Raw genomic sequence first — 24177 nt, 5'->3', positions numbered from 1 at the left:
TTCTCCCCGTTTGCTATACCGGCCTCCACTGTGAGGCCGTTTTTTTATCCGTTTTCTGGGTAGAACCATTGCGCCAGGGCTTGCTCCAGCTCGGGTAATCCTTGTTTGCTTAAAGAGCTGAATAGTTGCACCTGCACATCACCCATAAAAGCCAGGGCTGCTTCCGATACTTCCAACAGTGCTTTTTTACGTGGCCCAGGGCTTAGTTTGTCCGCTTTGGTTAGTAATAGCCGTACTGGTAACTTACTCGCTACTGCCCAATGGATCAGATCTTGATCCAGATCTTTCAATGGATGTCGGATATCCATCAGTACCACCAGGCCTTTCAGGCTAACGCGTTTTTCCAGATACTCACTCAGCGAGCGTTGCCATTTTTCTTTTACCGCCAGTGGTACCTTGGCAAAACCATAACCAGGCAAATCAATCAGTCGTTGTTGCTCGGTCAGTTGGAATACATTAATAAGCTGGGTGCGGCCAGGTGTTTTACTGGTTCGGGCCAGGCTTTTTTGCCGGGTTAGGGTATTAAGGGCGCTGGATTTTCCTGCATTCGAGCGGCCAGCAAAAGCGACTTCAATGCCTTCATCCGGTGGCAGCACCCGTATATCCGGGGCACTGGTCAGAAAGGTGGCTTGTTGGTAATTGATGGTTTGGGTGCTCACAGCAAACTCCAGTAAGTTTTTTCAGGCCCAATCGCTGCTTTTCACCGTGATCAGACAACATTGTTGTTGCTAAGCCAGCGTCGCTTGGGACGGTTTTCTTGGTTCGGATAGCCTATTGTAACGGATCGAATGGATCGGAAGAAGCAAATGCTGTATAGATGGGATTTTATATTAGCCAGATTCGTGTAAAATAAGTAGCTGGAACAACTTAAGCAATAACAATGGTGCCACCAAGCTGGCGACTAAATGCGGACAGAGACGGAAACAACATGAAAAGACTTGTACTGCCACTTACGCTGTTATTCAGCATGATAGGAGCGGCCCACGCATTTGATGGTGATGCGGCGGCCGGAAAGGAAAAAGCAACCACTTGTGTTGCCTGTCATGGCACCGATGGCAATAGCCCGATCGATATCTATCCAAAAATCGCTGGCCAGCATGCTGAGTATCTGTACAAGCAATTGCAGGACTACAAGCAAGCTATGCAAACCGGTGGTGAGCGGGGGCGTAGCAATGCGGTGATGTTTGGCATGGTGGCTGGTTTGTCCGATCAGGATATGCGCGATCTGTCTGCCTATTTTGCCTCGCAAAGCATGTCTGCCGGAACAACGCCAGAGCATGCGCTGGAACGCGGTCAGCAATTGTATCGCAGCGGAGATGCCGAGCGTGGCATACCAGCCTGTATCGCTTGTCATGGCCCTCGTGGTGCTGGCACCAGCTTGTCTGGTTTTCCGCGCATTTCTTTCCAGCATGCGCCCTATTTGATCGAAACTCTGAAGGAGTTTCGCAGTGGTGCCCGCGCCAACGATATGAATGGCATGATGCGTGATATCGCCCGTAAGATGACTGATGAAGACATTGAAATGGTGTCGCTGTATCTGGGTGGTTTGCATTAAGTCGGTGCTGTGTTGAAAAAAAACCAGCCATTAGGCTGGTTTTTTTGTATCTTCAGCGCAGCTTGTGTGAGATATATCTCACACAGGCTGTAGGATATTTGCCTGCTTTGTTTTCTGTGGGTAGTCTAAAACAGGGTTGTCACCTGTCTAATGTATTGATGCATATACTATTAGTGAATAACCAGATAGCGGTAGTGGATTTTTTTCCGTTTAGAGGTTGTTATCTAGTGAAATTGGCGTAGATTAACACTTCGTTACATGAGTAACGCGTCGAAAAAACGGAACTACGGCACGGAAAGCTTAGTAAGTGCGACGACGAATATACCATTGCTGCGATGCTCGTGCGCTATCTATGGATGACTAATAAAGTATCAGGACGATCGCAAACAAAAAAAGCTACATAGGGATATTACAAAAAAATATCAGGGACCATTCCGGACGCGCTGTCCAAATCAGGTCATTATGACTGCAGCAAATGAAAGTGTCCACTTTAGGCACATGGCAAAGGCGATAAGGTAACTTATCGCCTTTTCTTTCTTCTTAATTCTTCGTATCACTCCTTCCAAACCATAAGGATGTGTTAAAATACAGCACATCGATCAGCGACTTTACCGGCGTTCAGCCAGAAGCGCTTACCAGGTATCAAAACATGACACGTCAAAAGAAGACCCGCAATAGCGGTGAAAATGGGCCTCGTTTTTTACCAGCAGCAGAAGTACGTAAACAGCGGGAACGTAAAGAAGAGAGTAAAAAATCCGGTGCTGGTGGCAAACCGGGGCAGCGTAATTCGCAATTGCTGCGTAAAGCAAGCGAGCCGTCAGGTGGTAGCAGCAATAAAGATCCGAGACTGGGCAGTAAAAAGCCGGTCCCACTGTTGCCAGAGGGAGCCGAGGCTGCATCGCAAGGCTTAAAGCCTATCCAGCCGAAGGCATCGATTGCCAAAGTGGTTGTTGCATCGGGCTTAACCCCCGAACAGGAGCTGGCCCAGCTGGAACAGGACAGCCGTTTGCAGCTGTTGTTAGAACGGGTTGAGCGTGATGAAGTTTTAACCGGCAAAGATGCGAAGTACTTTAATCGCATGACAGAGCGCTATGAACAGCTATTGCAGCAATTAGGCCTGGCCGAGGACGCAGAACCGGAGTTGCAGGATCCGTTGGCTGAGTTTGAGCGTACTGATTGGCGAAAACAGCTGCTGTCGGATGATGAGGAAAACGGATGAGTTGGTTGTGGTTGAGCTTATTGTTGGTTGGCGCCGCCATTATTGCTGGCCTGGCTTTTTATGCCGGGCGCTTGTTGCGGCTGGTACGATTACAAAGCCTGCAAGCCGAGCAAGCAAAACAAAAGAAAAATCAGTATTTGATCGACAGTATTGTGGTTATCAGTCGGGCGATGCAGGCTGAGCAATGCGAATTATCCGAGGGGGCGTTACGGATTTGGGTATTACTGGACCATCTGGAGCTGGTAGAAAAGCCGGATCCGGTCCGTGCTTACCCTGGGCTGCATCAGATGTATGAAGTTGTGAAGGATATGCCAACCCACAAAGCCCGCAAAGAGCATGACAAACGACATATTCGTCAGTTGGATCAGATCCGTGAAAAAGCCGAAGAAGATTTAAAGGACTTTATTCTGGCGGATGTAGAGACGCTACTGCAGCGATACCGGCAGCAGGCGAGCTCCTGATTTTACGGCAGCCGCTCTGAACGGCTGCTGTCTAAACTTCTCAATCGTGTTTATAGATCACACCATCTTTCATGACAAAGCTAACCTGGCCCATTAAGGCGATGTTTTCCAGAGGGTCTCCCGGTACAGCGACCAGATCGGCTTTTTTACCTTGGGTGATAGTACCGAGCTGTTCACTGATGCCGAGCAATTGGGCACCATGGTAGGTAGCAGAGCGGATCGCTTCAATCGCAGGCATGCCCGCTTCGGTCATATAGACAAACTCTTTCCAGTTATCGCCATGGGGGCCAACACCGGCATCGGTTCCAAAAGCAATCTTTACGCCTGCCTGCCAGGCTCGGGCAAAGGTCTGCTGAATGAGAGGGCCTATTTCCTGGGCTTTGGGCCGCACCAGCTCAGGAAAGAAACCAGGCATCACGGCCATTTCAGCAACAAATTTACCAGCACTGATGGTCGGTACATAATAGGTACCATGCTTTTTCATTAAGGCTATGGTGGTTTCGTCCATGTAGGTGCCATGCTCAATGGAGTCTACCCCGGCTCGTATTGCCCGCTCCATACCTTCTTTGCCATGGGCGTGGGCAGCAACTTTAAAGCCATAGTCTTGTGCGGTGGCCACTACCGCCTGGATTTCTTCTTCCGTAAACTGAGCATTCATCCCACTGGCAGCCACGCTTAAGACACCGCCGGTGGCTGTGATTTTGATTAAGTCTGAGCCTTCTTTATAGCGTTGACGCACTGCTTTGCGCGCCTCTTCAGCACTATTAATCACCCCTTCGACCGGGCCGGGATCCCCCATACGACGAAAGGTGATGCCATTGGTTGGATCGGCATGACCGCCAGTGGTAGCCAGTGATTTACCCGCTGCATAGATGCGAGGCCCCTGAACATAGCCGTTGGCGATGGCATTTTTTAAGGCTACGCTGATCTGGTGGCTGTCACCAAGCTCCCGTACCGTGGTAAAACCAGACAGCAGGGTTTTATTGGCAAAAGTAGCACCGCGCAAGGCATAGTCTGCTTCATTCATACGGAAGCCTTCCGCATAAGAGGATGCGCTGATCTGCGTCGAGAAATGGGTATGCATGTCCATCAGACCGGGCATCACCGTATGTTGACGTAAGTCAATCAGGGTATCGGCTGCGCCGGGGGTGAGAAAACCTGCTGCCACGCGCTGAATGATGCCGGCTTCAATCACGATACTCTGGTTGTGCAGAACCTGGTTATCTTCCGCGGTAATCAGGCTACCGGCATGAATGATGGTGGCGGCATGACTAGCCGTGCAGGCCAGAAAACAACAGGCAGCTAATAACCTTGGTCGTAACATAATGGCTCCAGGCGTGAGACAAAGGACAGCTTCCAATCTGGCAGCATTTTTCTTTACAGCAAGATGGATGCGACCAATAGCAGCATTTGGCTGTTTAAATTCATCAACCTGTGACAATATCACGTAAATCAAACAGCGAAGCGGGCCGCTGCCTCAGAGCTGCCCCAGCAGAAAGCGGTAGTCGGCACTTTGCAACCAGAGCTGGTTTGGATTGGGCTGGGGTTGTTGCTGGGCTTCTTCAATCCATTGGTAATAGACAGTGCGGCAAAGCCGGGCTTGCAAGTCTCGCCAGAGTGCAATATAAGGTACCCGCTGAGCCTGATAATCTTGTAAGCAGATGGGATGGTGCTGGCCAATCAACACCTGCTCATTCAGGTTGGTGACGGCTATCAGGGCTGGTCCTGCCGACGTTTGCTGCCAATGCCAGCTGTGGATCAAAAAGGGCACATCCTCAACCTGAATACGCACTTTTTCTACCGGCGTTTTCAGAAAGTATTCCTTGCCTTCGTAGACCAGTACAGAAGCGAATAATTTAACCAAAGACAAACGGCCGATCGGACTATCCTGATACAACCACTGACCCTGCTGGTCAATACGCAACGCCATATCACCGCAAAAAGGCGGATCCCAGCTGTCAAATGGCGCTTGCTGGTGTTCCAGTTGTTGTTGTAGTTTGTGTAAACTAAGCATGGCTAAGGCTTGTTGCGCATTCTGATTGCAAAGCTTAGCGTAAAATGGAAAGGAAATAAAAAGCAGATTGAAAGTGGGGTGACTGATGGGGCTCGAACCCACGACAACCGGAATCACAATCCGGGGCTCTACCAACTGAGCTACAGTCACCACTCTGGTGTGGGCGGTATTTTAGCGAAAATTACGCTGGGTACCAAACTTTTTTTCCCTTGACGGGAAAATATCCTGAGATCAGCGACATTGCGCCTTAAGTCTGTCGACCTTGTGCTATGATTGCGGCGTAATAACAGAAAACCCGTTGGAGATATTTATGGATGAAGTAACGAATTTTGTGGCAGAGAATCAGGAGGTGGTGTACCACCATCTGATTAGCATCGTTATTGCCTTGGTGATCTTTGTGATAGGTCGCTGGATTGCCAAAGGCATCAAAGGATTTTTAGAGCGGTCTTTGCTGGCACGCGCTATTGATAAAGCTGTGGTTAGCTTCCTTGGCAGTATTGTCTACACCCTGATTATGATTGCCGTCCTGTTGATGGCGTTGTCGCATGTTGGGGTCCAAACTACGTCCTTTATTGCCATTTTAGGTGCTGCAGGTCTGGCGGTTGGTCTGGCACTGCAAGGCTCTTTGGCCAATTTTGCCTCCGGAGTATTGATTATTATTTTCCGCCCTTTCAAAGCCGGTCACTTTATTGAAGCCGGTGGGGTTATGGGGACAGTGGATAAGATTGAAATTTTCCAGACGATTTTGAAAACTCCGGATAATAAGCAAGTCATGATCCCCAACGCCCAAATTACCGGTGGTGCCATTACCAACTTTTCTGCCGAAGCTACCCGTCGGGTCGACTTGGTGATTGGCATTAGCTACGACTCTGATCTGCGTAAAGCAAAGCAAATCCTGGCTGACATTCTAGCTGCGGACAGCCGCGTCTTACCAGAGCCTGCGCCTGTTATTGCCATAGGTGAACTGGCGGACTCTTCTGTGAATATTTTGGTGCGGCCCTGGGTTAATGCTGCCGATTACTGGGGTGTCTACTGGGAAACCCTGGAGAACGTGAAGCTGACTTTTGATGAGCAGGGTATTGGCATTCCGTTTCCACAAATGGATGTGCATATTCAATCCAACAAACAGGAGAAAGAATGAAGTACTCAATGACTGCAGTCGCCATGGTATTGCTGGCTGCAGGTTTTCAGAGCCAGGCAGATGAGTTGGGCTGGACGTCCTCAGCCGAGTTGGGGGCAATCACCACCACCGGTAACACTGAAGGAACCTCCATCACCGGACGGCTCAATTCGTTGCAGCGGTTGGAACGTTTTGATAACGAGTACCTGTTCAGTGCTTTTTTTAAGGAAGACAAAAAGCGACTGGAAGATGGCAGCTCTGTGCGTGAGCGTACTGCTGAGCGCTTTAGTCTTTCGGTGAAAAGTGCTTATAAACTGGAAACTGAGCACGATACCTTGTTCGGGTTAGCACGGCACACCGACGATAAATTTGGTGCTTACCGCAAGTACTCGACCTTGGCTGTCGGTTACGGTACCCGTCTGCTGGACTTGACTGATCACAGCTTGAATATCGAGCTTGGTCCTGGTTATTCCTGGGGTAAAACTGCCGAGGGCGAAACGGAAAAAGGCATGCTGGCCCGGGCTGGTGCGACCTATCGCTGGCAAATCAGTGAAAGTGCAAAATTTCGGCAGGATTTGGTGGTGGAATATGGTGAAGATAATACCCGAACCACAGCTGAAACATCACTGACCGCTCGTATCAATGGCCGGATGCAGATGAAAGCGGCCTTTACGGTACAAAACGACAGCGATGTTCCTGTGGATAAAAAACGCACCGATACACAAACCTCCCTTACCCTGGTGTATTCCTTCTAACGACCAGGTAAGCCAGCCCATACGGGCTGGCTTGTGCTCCCGCATTTAGCTTCCTTCTCCTTATGCAAATATAGTCTATGCTTAACTGGCTGATTTTAATCAGAAGCATCAATATTGGTACAGTCAAGGGATGCGTTAGCATGCAAGGGGACAGGATAGGAAGCCGATTGTCAGACACTACTGCTCTGAGCCAAAGACCCTGGTTCGGCGCTTTGCTGTATCTGATTTTCGGCGTAGCCTGGATTGGCGGCAGTGACCATCTGCTTGGCATCGTGGTGACGGATGCGGAACTCTATAGCCAGTACCAGACGTATAAGGGGTGGCTCTATGTTGCTTTTACCGCAGCACTGGCCTGGTTGCTGCTATGGCAACGTTCCAATGCCGAGATGCAGTCGCTGCGTAGCCGGCAGCTTTTTGAGCAAACATTTGAACTGGCGAACGTTGGTATTGCACATGTGAGTTTGCAAGGGCGCTGGCTGAAAACCAACGAGCGCTTGCAGCAACTGCTTGGCTACACCCAGTACGAGCTGCAGGGTATGACTTTTGCGCAGATCACTCATCCGGATGATTTAGACAAAGACGTCAGCCAACTGGCACAGTTAGAAACCGGGGTTCGGCGGGAGTACAGCATGGAAAAGCGGTATCGCCATAAAGACGGGCATTATATTTGGTGTCGGTTGGGAGTACGAATGGTGGATGCCCCGGTGTTTGGAAAGCCTTTTTACATCTCTATTATTGAAGACATCCATGAGTTAAAAGTGATTGAAACCGAGCTGCGTGCCAGCAATCTGAAGTTTCAGGCATTGCTGGATAGTGATGCAGCCATCTCCATTCAGGGCTATGAAGCCGACGGTACTACGATTTACTGGAACCGTGCCAGTGAACGTATTTATGGTTACAGCGCGCAGGAGGCGAAAGGTCAGAATTTATTGGATCTTATTATCCCCGAGTCGATGGCGGATGAGGTAAAAACAGCAATCCAGCAGATGCTGGCAACCGGCAAGCCGATTCCATCAGCTGAGCTGCAGTTAAAACGCAAGGATGGCCGCTTTATCAGCGTCTTTTCTTCGCATGCTCTGGTGCGGTTGCCTGATAAACCACCACAGATGTATTGCATCGACATTGATCTGACCGAACAGAAAAAACATGAGCAGCAGGTGGCCTATCTGGCGCACTACGATGCACTGACCAATTTACCGAATCGGGCATCTTTTGTGCAGCAATTAACACAAGCCATTGAGCGGGCAGCACTGCGCTCTTATCTTATCGCCGTCATCATGCTGGATATTGATCACTTTAAGAACATCAATGACAGTTATGGCCACAGCATCGGTGATGAGCTTTTGCAGCAAATCACCCAGCATCTAACCGAAGCGCTGCAGCCGATGGATTATCTGGCCAGACTGGGTGGGGATGAGTACGCTGTTTTGCTGGAGGATATTGAGCAGGCGGAGGATGCTGTTCGTCTTGCCGATCAACTGCTGCATTGCATCAATCGGGTATGGACATTAAGCAATGGTATTGAAGTCAAAATAAGTGCCGGTGCAGGCATTAGCTTGTACCCTCTGCACGAGATAAATGCCGAAGCTTTACTGCAAGGCGCTGATGCGGCCTTGTATAAGGCTAAGAGCGAAGGGCGAAACGGTAGTGCTTACTACTCCGATGATTTGACTCAGAGTGCCAGAGAGCGTTTGCGACTGGAGTCGCGACTCAGAACCGCGATTTTGGAGCAGCAGTTGGTATTGTATTATCAACCTCAGGTGGATATTGCTTCCGGGCAGATCATTGGTGCAGAAGCCTTAATCCGCTGGTTGGATCCGGAGGACGGCCTGATCTCGCCGGAGCGCTTTATCCCAATTGCCGAGAGCTCTGGCTTGATCCACGAGATTGGTGTGTGGGTGATTGAGCAAAGTTGCCGGCAAGGTGAGCTTTGGCATCAGCAGGGGCTGCATGGTCTTAGCATCGCCATTAATGTGTCGCCCTTGCAGTTTCAGCGTTGCGCACTGATACAACAGATTACAGATACTTTGCTTAGTACTGGTTTTCCTGCGGATTTACTGGAGCTGGAGTTGACAGAAAGTGCCCTGATGACACAGCAAGCTGATGTGCTGACTATGTTGCGGCAGTTGAAGCAGCTTGGGGTACGGCTTGCCATTGATGACTTTGGGACTGGCTATTCGTCGCTTGCTTACCTGAAGTTATTTCCACTTGATGTCTTAAAGATAGACAAAAGCTTTATTGATCAATTACCAAAGCATCAGCAGGATGCCGAAATTTGTCGGGCAATCGTCTCGTTGGCACATACGCTAGGTTTTAAAGTTTTGGCCGAGGGGGTCGAGTATCAGGGGCAGCGTGACTTTTTAACGGCTATAGGTTGTGATTGTTTTCAGGGGTATTTATTCGCGCAGCCGTTAACTGCTGATGATTTCTTCCAACTGGCACTTCAGCACAAAGCGTAATAGAGCTGTTATTGACGACAGGAAAAAACCTGATTGCGGCCTTTGGCTTTGGCTTGGTACAAAGCCGTATCGGCCTGGAGGAGCAAGCGATCAGCCTCAGTGCTGTCGTGGCATGCGGTCACCCCAATACTGACCGTGATGTGTAGCTCGCTGGCAATATCTGAAAAATCCAACTGACTGATTTGCTGTCGTAAACGCTCACACAGCTGCAGTGCCTCCGGTAAGCCGGTTTCTGGCAACAGCAAAGCAAATTCTTCGCCTCCCCAACGTGCCAGGGTATCCGTGCTACGGCTGTGTTGCTGTAAGCTGTGGGCGACCCGAAGCAAGACCTCATCCCCGACAGAATGTGACCAGCGATCATTAACCTGCTTAAAAAAGTCGATATCAATCAGTGCCAGACAGAGTGGATGCTGATGCCGCCTGGCCCGGCTGAACTCCTGCAACAGCATTTCGTCAAAGACTCTTCGGTTGGCCAGGCTGGTTAGCGGGTCTTGCCTGGCTTGCCTGGCAAAGGCTTCCGATTGCAGGCGTAGCTGCTCCAGTAACTCGGACTTCTCGTTATTGCTTTGCTCCAGATGATTGGCTTTTTGTTGCAGTTGAATGGTTTTCTCGGTAACTTGCCGCTTTAGTTCTGTAGCTGCTATTTTCAGCTGGCCAATACGCCAGCGGATCACCATAAAGAGCAGGCTGATGGAGGCGACCAGTACCAATAACCAAAACAGTGGGCGTTGCCAAAGGTGCGGTGCAATGGAGAAATGCAGGCTGGCAGCTGCAGTGCTCCATTCGCCTCCCGGATAGGATGCAATGACTTCAAACTGGTAGTGGCCGGGAGCCAGGTTGGTCAATTCCGTATAAGCTTGCTGGCCGCGTTCTACCCAATCGCTATCAAACCCCTTCAGGCGGGTTCGGTATTGAATCTGCTGCGGCATTACATAGCCAAGGCCAGCATAAAATAACTCAATCCGCTGGGTGCCTGCGGCTAAACTCAATGGTCCCTGTTGCTGTACCGGCTCGCCATCCACTCTTATTTGCTCAAGCACTACCGGTGGGATGAAAGCTGAAAAGTTACTGAGCCGCTCCGGATGAGAAAATGCCACCCCACCTGCAGTGGCTATCCAAACGGATCCGTCCTGGTGCAGGGCTGCGGCAGGGTTGGAGCCACCATTGGCTTGTGCACTTAGCATGCCATCACCTTCTGCAAAGTGCTTCAAAGCCAGGGTGGCTTCCCTGTAGCTCAACACAGCTTGAGCTGCATCCAGCGAAAATTGCAGAATGCCGCGGTTACTGGTAAGCCAGAGATTATTTTGTTGATCCGCCACCACCTGAAAGTATTTATCAAAGGGTAGTCCGGCGCTACGACCCAAAATACTGAGTGTGTTTTTGCTCAGATCGTACCGTACCAGTCCCCGGTCAGTGGTGATCCAGAGAAACTCTTGGTGAGGTAGCTCGAGAAAACCAAAGGCAAACTCAGCAGCATCCTGGCTATACAGATCGAGCGTATGGAGAGCATCATTCTGCCAAAAAGCCACACCGGTACCGGTGCCAATCCAGATACGGCCATCACTGCTTTGGTACAGTGCCATAATGTAATTTCCGGGCAGACCGGATGACATATCCAACTGTTCCATCCGGCCCTGATACCAACGATTTAGACCACGAGAAGTACCAATCCAGACACTGCCATCATCGGCAGGTAGAATAGCGCGTACTTCATTGGTCCAGAGGCCATCGTCCCGGGTAAACAGGCGGCTGGTGCCATCTGCTGCTATGGTGAAGAGTCCATGAGCATAGCTGCCAAACCAAAGCTGCTGCTGTGCATCCTTTGCCAGGCTGAGAATGGATTCACGCAAAAAAGGGGCCGGGTGATTGAAAGGTTCAGCCAATTGATGACGGATATGAGAAACACCACGACTGGTGGCGGCCAATACCGAGCCATCTGCCAGTGGCAGTACAGCCCGGACAAAATTATCGGCCAGACCATGCTGGCTGGTGATGGAGGTAAAAGGAGCATTGCGCAGCCGGAATAGCCCACCGTTGGTGCCAACCCACAAACTGCCTTCGGTATCCTTATGCAGGGCCAGGATCCGGTTAGCAGGCTTATTGCTGTCGGTACCCAATCCTTCCAGGCCGCTGCTGTCCAGTCGAAACAGGCCATCGCTCAGTGTACCAATCCAAAGGGTGCTTTCCTCCATCAACAGAGCCGAGGCCGCCATGGTCAGCTCCGGGTGTATAAGGGCAAACCCTTGCTGTACGCTACCGGTAAATACGCCCTGCTCAGTGGCAACGATGATGTGCCCGGTGTGATCCAGTGCCAGGCTAAACACTGGCCCGACAGGCAAGCCATCTTCTGGCTGGATGGGGGTTATGTTGTTTTCTTCCACCAAAAACAACCCTTTGGCAGTGCCGACCCAGATGGCGCCCGAGTCACTTTCGGCCAGGCTATACATGGCTTCATCCATCAATGCTGGGCTGCTAATACGGTCACGGTGACCGTCCACTTCTTGTCGCCATAGCCCTGCACCCTCTGTGGCAATCCATAAACGTTGCTGTTGATCATACAACAAGGCACGTACCAACGCAGCCGCAGCAGGCAGTGGGGACCATTGATTCTGTTGATAGCGAACAATACCACCACGTGAGCCAGCAGCCATCAACGAATTATTGTCACCGGTATACAAGGCAAAGATGCCAGAATCGGGCAGGCCAGTCGTGGCACTGCGATCAAAGACCGTAAAGCTGCGTCCGTTATAACGGGCTATCCCTTCCCAGGTAGCAAACCACAAATAACCGTCGTCGGTTTGTGCGATGCTGTTGATGGTGTTGTGGGGTAAACCATCGCGGGTGGTCCATTGCTCAAGAAAGAAGTGTTGCAGTGAGTCGTTTGGCGTTAAAGCGAGGAGCGAGAAGCTGAAGAAAAAACAAAGCGTATTGCAGACAAGGGCCAGCTTAGAGCGGAAGGTCCCCGGCAGTATGCAGGGACCAGGCGAAACATCAGACTCAGAAGGGGATATCATCATCAAAGTCGATAGGCGGCTCCATCGGCGGGCGTTGCTGCTGTTGATTTTGCGGCCGTTGAGCTGGAGCACTTTGTTGGAAACCACTTTGTTGTGGCTGCTGATAACCGCCGGCAGGGGCTTGCTGCTGGAAGTTGCTTTGCGGAGCCCGTTGTTGCATTGGCGCTTGCTGGCTTTGATAGCCCCCGCCGGCATTCTGGCCTTCATTGCGCCCATCCAGCATTTGCATTTCACTGGCAACGATTTCAGTGGTGTAGCGCTCAATATTGTCTTTATCGGTCCACTTGCGGGTTTTAAGCTTGCCTTCCAGATAAACCTTGGAGCCTTTGCGCAGGTACTCGCCGGCAATCTCCGCCAGGCGCTGATAAATAACCACCCGGTGCCATTCGGTTTGCTCTTTCATTTCACCGGTGTTTTTGTCTTTCCAGCTCTCAGAGGTAGCCACGCTTAAGTTGGCAACGGCACCGCCTTGCGGCATATAACGTACCTCTGGGTCATTGCCCAGATTTCCGACCAAAATCACTTTATTTACACCACGTGCCATGAATTTATTCTCCTCGCTTGATCACGGGCTCTGACATTATTGTTGCCAGACCTTATCGCCTTTATGTTCAGAGTATACCATGGTATCAGGGCATTCAAGCTGGAAAAGTCCAATAAAAAAGAGGCTGTCTTATACAGCCTCTTAGTGTCATTACCTTGGCAAACTACCCGCGGCTAGTGCTGCTTTCTACGACGGGCATAAGCACCCATACCAAGTAAAGACAAGCCAAACAAGGCCAGTGTGCCAGGTTCCGGCACCGGACGAACATCAATGCGGGCTACTGTGTACAGGGTGCTGAGCTGATTTTCGCCAGTCCAAATTTTTACGGTTCCATCCCCTTGGTCTTCCACGAAGGTGCCAGGCCCTGCCATGTAGCCAAAAGACAGGGAATAGATGTAGTCACCAATGAGCAGAGGAATATTGACTTCCAGCACTTCCGTTTGCAGTACGTCATCACAGATAGTGATATTGCCACCTGGCCTTGGATCGTCGCAAGGCTCTTCGTTCAGAGTTTCGTTGAAATTCACATTGTTGATACCGGCGGTTGCAAACACCAGATCATTGGTTGGTGTTAGCAGTTCGAACATCGCTGCTACCTGAACAAAATTTAACCAGCCGCCTGAGGCCCAAAGGGTAAAGTTGGAATGATGAAATGCATCAATGACAAACCAGCCACCGTTGGTGGTAATAGATGCATAGCTGAACGGGTTGTGCTCTACTTCTAAAAAGCTGGTATCGCTGCCATTTGCCGGGTCACCCCAGGTGACTCTGAGTGGGTCACCTGTGATAGCATCGCTGCCAGAGTAGCTGATGCCACAAGGATCTACGCCAGGATTGCAGGTCCCACTGCCATTTACAAAGCCGCCGCCTACATTGAAATTAAACTCGGTAATCGGTGCTGCAAAAGTATGGGCTGACAACAAGCAGGCGGCACCTGCTAACAGTCCTAAGGTTGTTTTATGTTGTGTTTTCATCGTTGCCTTCCTTTGTCGATTGAGCAAAATATGCCCTGCAAGGAAGAAATTTGCATAGAAAATGCCAACTTTTTTTATAAAGCTAATTCAGTAGATTATAAAGTACATGACTCAGTGGTGAGGGTGAAATGTAAACAAACTCGACATTACTGCTGCTGCAGGGCTTGCAGCTGTTGATAGTCAAAACGACCGGCTTCTACTTTCAGGTAACAGCGCTGTTCCTGAAGCACCAGAGTTGCTTCAATCACCCCAGGTAAGTTGCTTAGCTGCTGCAGCAATGCTTTGGCTTCCTCATCGCCGTTGTGTGGTAGCTTGATGCTTAAACGTTCCGCTTTGGCAGTGATGGTCATGCCAAAAGTAAGACACATCCATAAAGTCGCCAGCAAGGCACTTAACACAAAGACTGCTGGCAGACCAAAGCGGCTGGCCACCAGCCCACCGACCAGACCACCCAGGAAAGCACCAAAAAACTGCGCGCTGGAATACAGCCCCATGGCCGTACCCTTTTGACCTGCTGGAGCCTGGCGCGACAGCAATGCTGGCAGGCTGGCCTCCAGGTAATTAAAGCCGGTAAAAAACAGCAGCAGCGCAGTTGCCAGCAGCGGCAACTGTGCCGGGCCCAGCCAGAACAGCAGAGCAGCACTTAGTAACAGCAATAACGCCAACCGAAAGAAAACAACTTCTTGCTGCCTGCGGACGCTAACAATGATCATCGGTACCATCAGCACAAAGGAAGCAAACAATACCGGCAAATAGAGTTGCCAATGCGTCTCACTGGCAAAATCCAGTGCCAACAGCTGCTGGGGTAAGGCAATAAAGAGCGCTGTGAGTAGAAAGTGCAGCAGCAAAATACCCAGATTCAACCGCAGTAGTTGCGGTGAACGCAACAGTTTGCCAAGCAAGGCAGGCACGGCCAGAGTTTCGCGCTGTGGCGCCTGATTGATGGCTTTGGGGGTACGCAGCACCAGCCCCATGGCAAGAACCGCCATAACAGCCGTAAACCAAAACACGCCACTTAAACCGGCACGGGCGGCGATCATCGGCCCCAGCACCATGGCAGCGGCAAAAGACAACCCTATGCTCATGCCGATAATGGCCATCACTTTGGGGCGTTGTTCTTCGCGGGTCAGATCGGCAGCCAGCGCCAGCACGGCACCGGCAATGGCCCCGGCCCCTTGCAGCACCCGGCCAAAGGTCACCATATAAACCGAGTCGGCCAGCGCAGCCACTACGGAGCCGAGCGCAAAGAGGCCAAGGCCAAGCAGCATCACCTGATGGCGGCCAATTTTATCCGACAACCAGCCCATTGGAATTTGCAGCAGCGCCTGGGTAAAACCATAGGCACCTATGGCCAAACCAATCCACAGTGGCGAGAAACCAGCCAGTTCGCTGCCATAAATGGCAAAAACAGGCAGCAGCATAAACAGGCCCAGCATCCGGCTGGAAAAAACCAGCGCCAGCGCTGTGGCCGCTTTCTTCTCGGCAGAAGTTAACTGATGCGATGTCGGTTGCATAAGCCTTTGAGTGGTAGTGACAGCAGCGCCGGAGTATACCACAGCCCCATTGTCAGATGCACCGCTCCTGCTGAGTGGAAAAGAGTTCATGTTCATTTAATCCAAGGTTGAAAACAAATTAGCGCACAACCTAAACCAGAGAAGGTTTTACAGCGTTCTGTCTGGATGGCAACTTTGCCGCAGTGCAAAGTTAGTGTATATTTGTACAGTTTTTATCATTAGCCAACCCGGCTGCCCGCTGCAGGTAACAGAACGCATGGATAAAATTTCAATTCGTGGAGCCCGTACCCACAACCTGAAGAACTTTTCGCTCGATATTCCGCGTGACAAGCTGATTGTGATCACCGGTTTGTCCGGCTCCGGCAAGTCGTCGCTGGCGTTCGATACCCTCTATGCTGAAGGGCAGCGCCGTTACGTCGAGTCGCTGTCGGCCTATGCCCGTCAGTTTCTGAGTATGATGGAAAAGCCGGATGTCGATCTGATTGAAGGCTTGTCACCGGCCATTTCGATTGAGCAAAAATCCACTTCGCACAATCCGCGCTCGACGGTCGGTACCATCACCGAAATTTACGATTACCTGCGGCTGTTGTTTGCCCGGGTAGGCGAGCCGCGCTGCCCGGAGCATGATTTGCCCCTGGCGGCCCAGACCATCAGCGAAATGGTGGATAAAGTGCTGGCGCTGCCGGAGGGCAGCAAAATGATGGTGCTGGCGCCTGTGGTACAAGACCGCAAGGGCGAGCACGTTAAGCTGCTGGAAAGCCTGGCGGCGCAGGGGTACATTCGGGCCCGCATTGATGGCGAAATCTGCGATTTAAGCGATCCGCCGACGCTGGAGCTGCACAAAAAGCACAGCATTGAGGTAGTGATCGACCGCATTAAAGTACGGGCCGATATCCAGCAGCGGCTGGCCGAATCGCTGGAAACGGCGCTGCAGCTGTCCGGTGGTGTAGTGCGGGTGGCCGATATGGACGACCCGGGTAAAGAAGAGCTGGTGTTCTCGGCCAACTTTGCCTGCCCTACCTGCGGCTACTCGATGACCGAGCTGGAGCCGCGGATGTTTTCCTTTAACAACCCGGCCGGTGCCTGCCCTAGTTGCGATGGTTTGGGGGTAAAGCAATTCTTCGATCCGGCCAAGGTGGTCAGCAATCCGGCGCTTAGTCTGGCTGGCGGGGCGATTCGCGGCTGGGATAAACGTAGTTTTTATTACCATCAGATGCTGCTGTCGGTGGCCGAACATTACGGCTTTTCGGTCGATACCCCTTTTGCTGATCTGACTAAGAAACAGCAACAGGCAGTGCTTTATGGCAGTGGCAGCACTGCGATTGATTTTAGTTACGTCAATGATCGCGGCGATGCGGTGCGCCGGCGCCATCCGTTTGAAGGCATTTTGCCCAATATGGAGCGACGCTACCGCGATACCGAGTCGAATTCGGTGCGCGATGAACTGGTGAAATACATGGCCAGCCAGCCCTGCCCCAGCTGCAACGGCAGCCGGTTGCGTGAAGAAGCGCGCCATGTTTTTATTGGCCAGACCAACCTGCCGATGGTGACCGAGCGCTCTATCGGCGATTGCCTCGATTTTTTCCAGCAGCTCAGCTTGACCGGCCAAAAAGCCAAAATTGCCGAAAAGGTGTTAAAAGAAATTCAGGATCGGCTGCGCTTTCTGGTCAATGTCGGTTTGAACTACCTGACTTTATCGCGTAGCGCCGAAACCCTGTCCGGCGGCGAAGCCCAGCGCATCCGGCTGGCCAGCCAGATTGGCGCGGGTTTGGTGGGTGTGATGTATGTGCTGGATGAACCTTCGATTGGCCTGCATCAGCGCGACAACGACCGCTTGCTAGGTACCCTGACGCACTTGCGCGACCTTGGCAATACCGTCATCGTGGTTGAACACGACGAAGATGCCATTCGCAGCGCCGATCATATTCTGGATATTGGCCCGGGTGCCGGCGTGCACGGCGGCCAGGTGGTGGCGCAGGGCACGCTGGACGACATTAAAGCCTGCGAACAATCGCTGACCGGTCAGTACCTCAGCAACAAGCGACGGATTGAAGTGCCGAAAGCGCGCACGCCGCTGACCGATAAGTGGCTGAAGGTGCTGGGTGCCAGCGGCAACAACCTGAAAAAGGTTGATTTGGCCATTCCCTTTGGCTTGCTGACCTGTGTTACCGGTGTGTCGGGCTCGGGCAAGTCCACCTTAATCAACGACACCCTGTACCGGGTGGCGCACAAGGTGCTGAACAAGGGCGAGGGCAGCGATGCAGCGCCACACCAAGCCATCGAAGGTCTGGAGCATTTTGATAAAGTGATCGACATCGATCAAAGCCCGATTGGCCGCACCCCGCGCTCCAATGCTGCCACCTACACCGGTATTTTCACCGGGGTGCGCGAGCTGTTTGCCGGTACTCAGGAAGCGCGTTCGCGCGGTTATCAGGTTGGGCGTTTCAGCTTTAACGTCAAAGGCGGGCGCTGCGAGGCCTGTCAGGGCGATGGCGTGATTAAGGTGGAAATGCACTTTTTACCCGATGTCTACGTGCCCTGCGATGTCTGTAAGGGCAAGCGCTACAACCGCGAAACGCTGGAAGTGAAATACAAAGGCAAGAGCATTCACGAAGTGCTGGATATGACGGTGGAAGATGCGCTGGAGTTCTTCCAGGCGATTCCGGCCATTAAGCGCAAGCTGCAAACCCTGATGGATGTCGGTCTTTCGTACATCAAGCTTGGCCAGTCGGCCACCACCTTATCCGGTGGTGAAGCCCAGCGGGTGAAATTAGCCCGTGAGCTTAGCAAGCGCGATACCGGCAAAACCCTGTACATTCTGGACGAGCCCACCACCGGCCTGCACTTTTACGATGTGCAGCAACTGCTGAACGTGCTGCACCGGCTGCGCGATCACGGCAATACCGTGGTGGTGATCGAGCACAACCTGGATGTGATCAAAACCGCCGACTGGATTGTCGACTTAGGCCCCGAAGGCGGCAGCGGTGGCGGCGAAATCCTGGTAGCCGGCACGCCGGAGCAGGTTGCCAAGTGCAAAAAGTCTTTTACCGGGCATTATCTGAAGCCGTTGTTGGGGTAGTGGGCATGAGATGTTGTAGAAACATTGCAAAAGTCCCATTTTGGGACTAAGATGGTGGCTATGCGGATCATTGCATTGTCGACACTAAAGTCATTTTGGGAGTTAAACCCCGAGTACATAGATGCAAAAGAGCCAGCTTTATCATGGTATCGCTTTGTGCAAAAAGCAAATTGGCATGCGCCGGCAGACGTAAAAAATGACTTTAGACATGCAAGTATTTTAAAAGATGGCAGGGTTGTGTTTAACATTGCCGGTAATAAATATCGGCTTGTGGTCTGGGTAAATTATCACTACCAAGTGGTGTATATACGCTTTATTGGAACTCATGCAGAGTACGATACGATAGATGTTCAACGTATTTAACAACGGGAGGTAGCAACATGGAGATAAAACCCATCAAAAATGATGCTGACTACCGTGCAGCATTGCAAGAGGTTGAGGCCTTGATGTTGGCAGCGCCGGATACAGCTGAAGGTGAGAAATTGGATGTGCTGGTCACCTTGATTGAGGCTTACGAAGCGAAACACTTTCCGATGGAATTACCCGATCCGGTAGAGGCCATTAAATTTGAAATGGAGCGCAAAGGCTTATCGGTAAAAGATCTTGAGCCTATGATAGGCAAGAGCAACCGGGTGTATGAAATTTTAAATTACAAACGCTCTCTGACGTTAAATATGATCTGGCGTTTACACGAGGGGCTGGGTATACCGGCTGAGTCACTCATTAAACCTTCGGCTAAGTTGCCGACTTAGCCGCTGAAATTAAGGGAGCCGTAGTCACAAAGCAAAATGCTTTTGACTGATCACCTGTATAATCTGTTGCCATCATCGCTATGTTATCATTGCAGCAATGTATCCCGCGCACTAAGGAAAGTAGATGAACCCATCACAGAGGAACAACAACGAGATACTAAAGCAGCGCCGCCTGGCGGTGCCGGTATGGCTAAAAATTGCTGGTTGGTTGGTACTGGGCTTTTATGGTGTCGTTTTTCTGTTTGCCACGATTTATTTGCTGGGCGGTGATGCGTCTACTTCCTTTACTTTCTCGGAGTATACGCTGCAACATCCATTCAGGGTGCTTGCAATGCTGTGGGGCGGGTTTGCTTTGATGGCCATATGCTTTTATGGATTGCTGCGCGGGTACTATGCCGGTCTGTTCAGTTGCCTGGTGCTGAGCTATCTGGGGTTGGCGGATGCGGTCTATAGTTTTGCAACCACAGGTAACTTGGACTTAACCCTACTGATTAGCCTAATTGTGCTTACCCAGCTGCATAAGGTTTGGCGGCGCTGGCGTTTGTTTGCGCAAAGTGAAGCTCTGCTGACTCCCACTAATCGGTAATCTTTTCTATCAAACCACACAACCGCTCGATTTTCTCATTGCTCAGTTGCCGGTAGTCAAAATACGGGCAAACCAGCAAGCGCTGCTGTTTATCCATGGCAAACTCGTGATCCAGCCAGTCGAGTTGGGCGTCAAGGCCGCCAGCCAGCAGCACTTTAGCGTGGGTGCGGCCGGCGATGATATGCAGGGTGTTACTGGTCGGCTGCAGCTGCGGCGCGCTAAACAGCAGTGCTGTGCTGCTGCCTGCTTGCAGCAGGTGCTGGTCACGATAGCTTTGCCAGCTGGTACTGGCTTGTTTCAGAGGCTGCAGGGCTTCTGGCAATGCTTGCACCAGTTTGGCGTACACATTAAACAGCTTACGCCAGCCATTGCCGCAAGCCTGATTGATGCTGTCGATTTCGCCGCGGCACAGTGGCTGTACCCCGTTTAACTGCGCATACTCCTGCATCGGTGGCCGTTTTGCCACATAAACCCGCAGCATGGCATTGGCATCGCCCAGCCCACAGCCATGCTTCATGCCGGCCGCTCCTGCAGTTCAAAGCCAGACTCAAAATGCCGGGCCTCGCCAATGGTTGGGTCGTTGAAGCTAAGCTGTTTGGCCAACAGCTGCAACGGCTGACTGAAATTGGGGGCCTGCTTGGGCAACAGTTCGGGGTAATAGCGATCGTACAAAATTGGCACGCCCAGGCTGAGCATATGCAGCCGCAGTTGATGGGTTTTGCCGGTATGGGGCTGCAATTGAAAGAGCCCCAACTCCCCGCTGCGTTCAGTCAGCTCGATGGTAGAGCGGGCATTGGGCTCGCCTGCGGCAATGCGGTTGATAAAGCCTGGCTTGGCTTTCTCAATGCGGTTGTCTATCTGCCAGCGCTGTGGCAAGGCCGCTTGCTGCAGCTGTGGTGTCAGCCGGGCTACCGCCTGATACTGCTTCTGAATGCTGCCTGTGACAAACAACTGGTAGTAGCCGGGGCGGCTTTTTGGGTTTAACGAAAACAGCACCAGGCCGGCGGTGTCGCGATCCAGCCGGTGCACTGGGACCAGATCGACCAGGCCGGTATCACGCTTTAGCCGGGCCAGCAGGCATTCATTGACGTAATCGCCACCCGGCGTTACTGGCAAAAAGTGCGGCTTGTCGGCAATCAGGATATGCTCATCCTGATACAGGATACGATGGGCAAAGGGGATCACCGGCTCGGCCGTCACTTCGCGGTAATAACAGACCCGCCGGCTGGGTAAAAATGGTGTCTTCTCGCTGATAAGCTCCCCATGATGCCAGTGCACCTTGCCCGCTGCCATGCGCTCACGCCAGATGGCTTCACCTATGTTGGGAAAGCGCTGACACAAAAACTCAAATACGGTAGGACAGCCATTGCTGGTGGGTGGTAAGGTAATTTCAGAGGCAGTTTTGGCAATCGACACGGCAAGTTCCCAGTTATACAGCATGAGTGTACCACAAAGCCGCACTCGCTGTGGTCTGTTGGATACTGAGCTATGAAAATGATTGTATTTCGCATTTAAGCTGGCAATAATCCATTTTTGCATGCAGGAGTTCACGATGCGTATTCAACGCCACAATCCAAGTCAGCGCTGGTCCGATGCCACCGTATTTAACGGCATCGCCCACTTTGTTGAAGTACCGGAGGATACCAGCGCCGATATGGCGGGTCAGGCCCGGCAGATTTTCCAGCTGGCAGAGCAAACCCTGGCGGCCCTTGGCAGCGATCACAGCAAGTTACTCAGTGCCACTATTTTCATTACCGATAGCAGTCAGGTCGATGCTTTTAACCAGTGCTGGGATGCCTGGCTGCCGGCAGGCTGTGCACCATCACGCGCCTGCATCAAGGTAGAACTGCTGGATCCAGCCATGCTGGTTGAAATTGCCTTTGTGGCAGCTTGTCCGGAATAAAGGAGCTTAGAATGAACAAAATCATCATCTTGCTGGCTGCTGCCAGCTGTTTAGTAAGCGTTGCACAGGCTGATCCGGTGCAGTTTGGCGGCGAAGTGCAGCAGGAAAAATTAGTTGCTTTAAGCAGTATCCTGGCTGCCCCGGAACACTATTTGGATCAGGAAGTGACAGTGCAGGGCACCATCGCTGCAGTCTGTGAGAAAATGCATTGCTGGATGCGCTTTGAAACGACAGAGCATCAACCGGCGTTTCGTATCAAGGTGCGGGATGGTGACATGGTGTTTCCGGTAAGCGCCAAAGGCAAAACTGCTTATGCAACCGGCATTTTGCAGCCCTGGCCAGGTGCTGACAGTGCACGGTATCAATTGGTGCCGATAGCCGTCTTGATTGAAACTGCTGAGTAAAATACTGCCGACAACAAAAAGGGCACTCAGGGTGCCCTTTGCAAGATCATAAACTATGGTTTAGAACTGGCCAGTAACGCCCAGGTGCCAAATGTTCAGACCTGATTCGTCACGGTTGCTGCCGTAGCCAGCTGCCAGTGCCCAATTCTGGTTGAAGAAGTGCTTAGCTTTGAAGCCGTAGCTTTTGCTGCGATTGTAAGTAACTGCAACTGAAGTCATACGGGTGAAGTAGAAACCTACTTCTGCTTCCCACTCATTGCGCTCGCCGTCAAAGCGCTCAAATTCAGCGCCCACAGTGATAAAACGATCATCACCCAGAGCAGCGAAGTACTTGCTGCTGATGCTCTGGTAGTCGAAGTCATCATCGGTGCTTACGGTAAAGCCGATGTAGTCGTTGCCTTCCAGCTGCACATTGTAGCTGGCAGAGAACAGGTAAGAAGTGCTTTCGCTGCGTGGGCGAATGGCTTCAGCGCGAACGATGAAGTCATTTGAAAACAGGTAGCCCAGGCCCAGTGTATTGGTATGGAAATCGCTGTTGCGCAGGTGAGCTGCAGAAACTACAACACCTGAATCGGTAAAATATTCGCCACCCAGACCATACAGGTTGGTGCTATCGGCGCGGCTATAACCAGCCTGGATGTTGGAAGTTTTGTTGATGTACTCAAACTGATCCAGCGGACCAAGTACAGTTTTGCTGTCCAGGAAGTAGGTGGCTTCCAATGCGCGTACATTGGCAGAGTTACCGCCTTGACGGATATGATCCCACTCCAGAGAAGAGATCAGTTGGTAATCATTGGCGATGGCAGAAGCGGATGCTGCAACTGCAACGAATGGAAGTGCATATTTTAACATCATAGTGTTATGTCCTTGTCCTGTTGGTGTCACGGCGGCGGATTCTAGGGGGGCAATGATGTAATGTAAAGTCATACCAGTGTCATAAATTGTTTTTTGGGTGTTAACTGTTGGATTGTTATGCAAATTGATTAAAAGTAAATCAGTCTGGAGCCGTTGCCTGACGAGGTAGCTGTGGCTGCTAGCGGAGTCTGTCTGGTGGGTAACAACTGAGCGTTGGGGATGAGGCCAGGCAGCTTTTGCTGCCTGCCCGAGGAGATATTAGCTGTCTTTTTGCAGCAGATAATCTACCAGTTGCTCCAGCTCGGAGGCGAAGTTACGGCCATCCAGATTGGAGTTATTTATTTTGTATTTGCCGTTAATGACAAAGGTAGGGACACCGGTCAGCACGCGTGAACGGGACATTTCATTTTGTTCGTTGCGCATCACAGTGGCGCCCATACGCACGGCAAAGCTGTTGATGCGGCTATCGTACTCGTCTGCTGCAATGCCAACACCCAGGGCGATGGTACGGACATCATTGTCGTTACGTATTTGCTGGCGCTGACGGTGGATATGGTTGAAGACAGCTGTTGAGAAAGCATTACCTCTGTCCAGTGCATCGGCGACGATATAGGCTCGGGCCAGCGTATTTTGCACTTCCGGTGAGGCGCCCCGCACAAAATCCACATGGACTTTTTTAAACTGAGTGCCTTCTGGCAGGTTATCACTTAGCTGCTGTACAACCGGTTCGATACTGGCACAGCCGCCGCAGAAAAAGGAGAAGTACTCTTTTAACTCTGGCTTGTCGGTGCCTTGCTCTGCTATTACCTCGTAGTGCTTGCCTTCAACAAAGGTCTGGGCGTAAGCCGGGGCTGCCAGCAAGACCGTGGCTACCAATAAAGCAAACAACGTTTTCATCATGGAAGTTCCTTTCATAAAGTACAACAATCTGATTGGGCTAGCCTAGCAAAAAAGCCTCGTTTTGCCCAT

The 24177-nt window shown here is 51.5% G+C and carries 23 protein-coding genes and 1 tRNA gene; 12 read left to right on the top strand and 12 right to left on the bottom strand.

The features are described from left to right. Positions 1 to 44 precede the first annotated feature (44 nt). Positions 45 to 659 carry a ribosome biogenesis GTP-binding protein YihA/YsxC gene (gene yihA / locus QWF21_RS08625; protein ID WP_330087649.1) on the bottom strand — a complete coding sequence of 205 codons (615 nt, stop codon included), beginning with the start codon at positions 657 to 659 and terminating at the stop codon, positions 45 to 47. A 269-nt stretch (positions 660 to 928) separates the two neighbouring features. On the opposite strand from yihA, the gene QWF21_RS08620 reads away from it, so the two are divergent. The 3 genes from QWF21_RS08620 to QWF21_RS08610 all read left to right on the top strand — a co-directional run bounded on the left by QWF21_RS08620 (position 929) and on the right by QWF21_RS08610 (position 3235). Beyond that, positions 929 to 1555, top strand: a complete 627-nt coding sequence (locus QWF21_RS08620) for a c-type cytochrome (RefSeq protein WP_330087648.1) — start codon at positions 929 to 931, stop codon at positions 1553 to 1555. A gap of 649 nt (positions 1556 to 2204) precedes the next feature. Then, on the top strand, positions 2205 to 2774 hold the full coding sequence (gene yihI / locus QWF21_RS08615) for a Der GTPase-activating protein YihI (RefSeq protein ID WP_330087647.1): 570 nt from the start codon (positions 2205 to 2207) through the stop codon (positions 2772 to 2774). Beyond that, positions 2771 to 3235, top strand: coding sequence for a DUF2489 domain-containing protein (locus QWF21_RS08610; RefSeq protein ID WP_330087646.1), 465 nt, complete (start codon positions 2771 to 2773; stop codon positions 3233 to 3235). Before yihI ends, QWF21_RS08610 begins: the two co-directional genes overlap by 4 nt. 40 nt (positions 3236 to 3275) lie before the next feature. Here QWF21_RS08610 and QWF21_RS08605 read toward each other — a convergent pair whose 3' ends face one another. The 3 genes from QWF21_RS08605 to QWF21_RS08595 all read right to left on the bottom strand — a co-directional run bounded on the left by QWF21_RS08605 (position 3276) and on the right by QWF21_RS08595 (position 5399). After that, complete coding sequence (locus QWF21_RS08605; RefSeq protein ID WP_330087645.1) at positions 3276 to 4559, bottom strand: metal-dependent hydrolase family protein; 1284 nt, start codon at positions 4557 to 4559, stop codon at positions 3276 to 3278. A 153-nt stretch (positions 4560 to 4712) separates the two neighbouring features. After that, positions 4713 to 5249, bottom strand: coding sequence for a DUF1285 domain-containing protein (locus QWF21_RS08600; protein ID WP_330087644.1), 537 nt, complete (start codon positions 5247 to 5249; stop codon positions 4713 to 4715). A gap of 74 nt (positions 5250 to 5323) precedes the next feature. Further along, positions 5324 to 5399 (bottom strand) — tRNA-His (locus tag QWF21_RS08595). Positions 5400 to 5559: 160 nt separating this feature from the next. On the opposite strand from QWF21_RS08595, the gene QWF21_RS08590 reads away from it, so the two are divergent. The 3 genes from QWF21_RS08590 to QWF21_RS08580 all read left to right on the top strand — a co-directional run bounded on the left by QWF21_RS08590 (position 5560) and on the right by QWF21_RS08580 (position 9583). Then, positions 5560 to 6390: a mechanosensitive ion channel domain-containing protein gene (locus tag QWF21_RS08590; protein ID WP_330087643.1), complete on the top strand. Its 831-nt coding sequence runs from the start codon at positions 5560 to 5562 to the stop codon at positions 6388 to 6390. Then, on the top strand, positions 6387 to 7124 hold the full coding sequence (locus QWF21_RS08585; protein ID WP_330087642.1) for a DUF481 domain-containing protein: 738 nt from the start codon (positions 6387 to 6389) through the stop codon (positions 7122 to 7124). Before QWF21_RS08590 ends, QWF21_RS08585 begins: the two co-directional genes overlap by 4 nt. 167 nt (positions 7125 to 7291) lie before the next feature. Further along, a complete protein-coding gene (locus QWF21_RS08580) occupies positions 7292 to 9583 on the top strand; it encodes a putative bifunctional diguanylate cyclase/phosphodiesterase (RefSeq protein WP_330087641.1) in 2292 nt (763 codons plus the stop codon). Between the two features lie 8 nt (positions 9584 to 9591). Here QWF21_RS08580 and QWF21_RS08575 read toward each other — a convergent pair whose 3' ends face one another. The 4 genes from QWF21_RS08575 to QWF21_RS08560 form a co-directional block, all read right to left on the bottom strand. Next, positions 9592 to 12600 (bottom strand): diguanylate cyclase, encoded by a 3009-nt coding sequence (locus QWF21_RS08575; RefSeq protein ID WP_330087640.1) that lies wholly within the window; start codon positions 12598 to 12600, stop codon positions 9592 to 9594. Beyond that, positions 12581 to 13141: a single-stranded DNA-binding protein gene (ssb, locus tag QWF21_RS08570; protein WP_330087639.1), complete on the bottom strand. Its 561-nt coding sequence runs from the start codon at positions 13139 to 13141 to the stop codon at positions 12581 to 12583. Before ssb ends, QWF21_RS08575 begins: the two co-directional genes overlap by 20 nt. A 173-nt stretch (positions 13142 to 13314) precedes the next feature. Continuing rightward, positions 13315 to 14115 (bottom strand): THxN family PEP-CTERM protein, encoded by an 801-nt coding sequence (locus QWF21_RS08565; RefSeq protein WP_330087638.1) that lies wholly within the window; start codon positions 14113 to 14115, stop codon positions 13315 to 13317. 146 nt (positions 14116 to 14261) lie between these two features. Further along, positions 14262 to 15629 carry an MFS transporter gene (locus QWF21_RS08560; RefSeq protein ID WP_330087637.1) on the bottom strand — a complete coding sequence of 456 codons (1368 nt, stop codon included), beginning with the start codon at positions 15627 to 15629 and terminating at the stop codon, positions 14262 to 14264. Positions 15630 to 15885: 256 nt separating this feature from the next. Here QWF21_RS08560 and uvrA point away from each other — a divergent pair, with 256 nt between their 5' ends. The 4 genes from uvrA to QWF21_RS08540 all read left to right on the top strand — a co-directional run bounded on the left by uvrA (position 15886) and on the right by QWF21_RS08540 (position 20046). Continuing rightward, the gene (gene uvrA / locus QWF21_RS08555; protein ID WP_330087636.1) at positions 15886 to 18708 is read left to right on the top strand and encodes an excinuclease ABC subunit UvrA; all 2823 of its coding nucleotides are present in this window, start codon (positions 15886 to 15888) and stop codon (positions 18706 to 18708) included. A 60-nt stretch (positions 18709 to 18768) separates the two neighbouring features. Next, entirely contained in the window at positions 18769 to 19071 is a 303-nt protein-coding gene (locus QWF21_RS08550; RefSeq protein WP_305946078.1) for a type II toxin-antitoxin system HigB family toxin, read from the top strand. A 17-nt stretch (positions 19072 to 19088) separates the two neighbouring features. After that, the gene (locus tag QWF21_RS08545) at positions 19089 to 19460 is read left to right on the top strand and encodes a helix-turn-helix domain-containing protein (protein ID WP_330087635.1); all 372 of its coding nucleotides are present in this window, start codon (positions 19089 to 19091) and stop codon (positions 19458 to 19460) included. A 124-nt stretch (positions 19461 to 19584) separates the two neighbouring features. Beyond that, positions 19585 to 20046, top strand: coding sequence for a hypothetical protein (locus QWF21_RS08540; RefSeq protein ID WP_330087634.1), 462 nt, complete (start codon positions 19585 to 19587; stop codon positions 20044 to 20046). Here the strand turns inward: QWF21_RS08540 and QWF21_RS08535 are convergent. Both QWF21_RS08535 and QWF21_RS08530 read right to left on the bottom strand, forming a co-directional pair. Continuing rightward, positions 20036 to 20563 carry a DUF6942 family protein gene (locus tag QWF21_RS08535; RefSeq protein ID WP_330087633.1) on the bottom strand — a complete coding sequence of 176 codons (528 nt, stop codon included), beginning with the start codon at positions 20561 to 20563 and terminating at the stop codon, positions 20036 to 20038. The two genes, QWF21_RS08540 and QWF21_RS08535, sit on opposite strands and share 11 nt — an antisense overlap. Further along, the gene (locus QWF21_RS08530) at positions 20560 to 21486 is read right to left on the bottom strand and encodes a pseudouridine synthase (protein ID WP_330087632.1); all 927 of its coding nucleotides are present in this window, start codon (positions 21484 to 21486) and stop codon (positions 20560 to 20562) included. Before QWF21_RS08530 ends, QWF21_RS08535 begins: the two co-directional genes overlap by 4 nt. A 112-nt stretch (positions 21487 to 21598) precedes the next feature. On the opposite strand from QWF21_RS08530, the gene QWF21_RS08525 reads away from it, so the two are divergent. Further along, on the top strand, positions 21599 to 21949 hold the full coding sequence (locus QWF21_RS08525; RefSeq protein WP_330087631.1) for a RidA family protein: 351 nt from the start codon (positions 21599 to 21601) through the stop codon (positions 21947 to 21949). Between the two features lie 11 nt (positions 21950 to 21960). Beyond that, positions 21961 to 22353 carry a DUF4920 domain-containing protein gene (locus QWF21_RS08520; protein ID WP_330087630.1) on the top strand — a complete coding sequence of 131 codons (393 nt, stop codon included), beginning with the start codon at positions 21961 to 21963 and terminating at the stop codon, positions 22351 to 22353. 60 nt (positions 22354 to 22413) lie between these two features. On the opposite strand, the gene QWF21_RS08515 is transcribed toward QWF21_RS08520, so the two are convergent. Both QWF21_RS08515 and QWF21_RS08510 read right to left on the bottom strand, forming a co-directional pair. Then, positions 22414 to 23208 carry a putative porin gene (locus tag QWF21_RS08515; RefSeq protein WP_330087629.1) on the bottom strand — a complete coding sequence of 265 codons (795 nt, stop codon included), beginning with the start codon at positions 23206 to 23208 and terminating at the stop codon, positions 22414 to 22416. A gap of 258 nt (positions 23209 to 23466) precedes the next feature. Further along, positions 23467 to 24108 (bottom strand): thiol:disulfide interchange protein DsbA/DsbL, encoded by a 642-nt coding sequence (locus QWF21_RS08510; RefSeq protein WP_330087628.1) that lies wholly within the window; start codon positions 24106 to 24108, stop codon positions 23467 to 23469. Positions 24109 to 24177: the final 69 nt, after the last annotated feature.

The organism is Alkalimonas mucilaginosa (assembly GCF_036327005.1).
Taxonomy (GTDB): Bacteria; Pseudomonadota; Gammaproteobacteria; order Enterobacterales; family Alteromonadaceae; genus Alkalimonas; species Alkalimonas mucilaginosa.
The sequence above is the reverse complement of the archived record's forward strand: the minus strand, read 5'-3'. Positions and strand labels throughout refer to the sequence as shown.